Origin of the sequence: Ensifer sp. 1H6 (assembly GCF_001976035.1) — a bacterium.
Lineage (GTDB): Bacteria > Pseudomonadota > Alphaproteobacteria > Rhizobiales > Rhizobiaceae > Ensifer > Ensifer canadensis.
Genome location: NZ_MOAI01000087.1, coordinates 1 through 1015, shown reverse-complemented (window position 1 = coordinate 1015; position 1015 = coordinate 1). Strand labels below are relative to the sequence as shown.

The following is a 1015-nucleotide window of genomic DNA, read 5'->3' as shown; positions in this document are numbered from 1 at the left end:
CGGCGCATAGGCGCTCTGGGTATTGCCGAGGTTGAACTGGGCCAGAAGCGCATTGAGCGAAGCGGCTTCCGAAGCCAGGCCATGGCTTGCCGCCGTCTGCTCTTCCACCATTGCCGCGTTCTGCTGCGTGCCCTGGTCCATGGTGTTGACTGCCGTGTTGATCTCCTGAAGGCCGGTCGACTGTTCGCGCGTCGCCGTGACGATCGCGCTCACATGCTTGTTGATCTCCTGCACTTCGGCAACGATCGTCTCCAGCGCCTTGCCGGTGTCGCCGACCAGCGTCACGCCGCTGCGCACCTGGTTGCCCGAGGTGGTGATCAGCGCCTTGATCTCCTTGGCGGCATTGGCCGAACGCTGTGCCAGTTCACGCACTTCCTGGGCAACGACGGCAAAGCCCTTGCCGGCATCACCGGCACGGGCCGCCTCGACGCCGGCATTCAGCGCCAGCAGGTTGGTCTGGAAGGCGATGTCGTCGATGACGCCGATGATGTTGGAGATTTCGCCCGACGATTTTTCGATCGCATGCATCGCCTCGACGGCGTTGGCAACGACCTCGCCGGACTTTTCGGCACCGGCCCGGGTGCGGGCGACCAGCACGCCGACTTCCTCCGCCCGGCGGGCAGAATCCTTGACCGTGGTGGTGATCTCTTCAAGCGCAGCTGCCGTCTCTTCGACCGAGGCTGCCTGCTGCTCGGTGCGGCGGGCCAGATCGTCGGCGGCCGAACGGATTTCCGTCGCACCGGCGTCGATGCCGCGGGCATTGGCACCAACGGCGCAGAGCGTGTCGTGCAGCTTGGCGACCGAGTTGTTGAAGTCGGCGCGCAGACGATCGAGACGATCGGCAAACGGATTGTCGATGCGGTAGGCGAGATCGCCGTCGGCCAGGCGGCCGAGACCGCTTGCCAGGCCATCGACGGCCTGCTGCACTTCGGCAGCATCACGGGCATCGCGAGCCTGGCGTTCCAGGCGCTCGCGCTCCGACAGTGAACGGTTGGCGTCGGCCTCGTCTTCGAGC

Annotated in this window: 1 pseudogene; it reads right to left on the bottom strand. The window is 65.7% G+C overall.

The window, feature by feature from the left end:
* A pseudogene (mcpU, locus tag BKP54_RS34775) lies at positions 1–1015 on the bottom strand (methyl-accepting chemotaxis protein McpU); the annotation flags it as partial.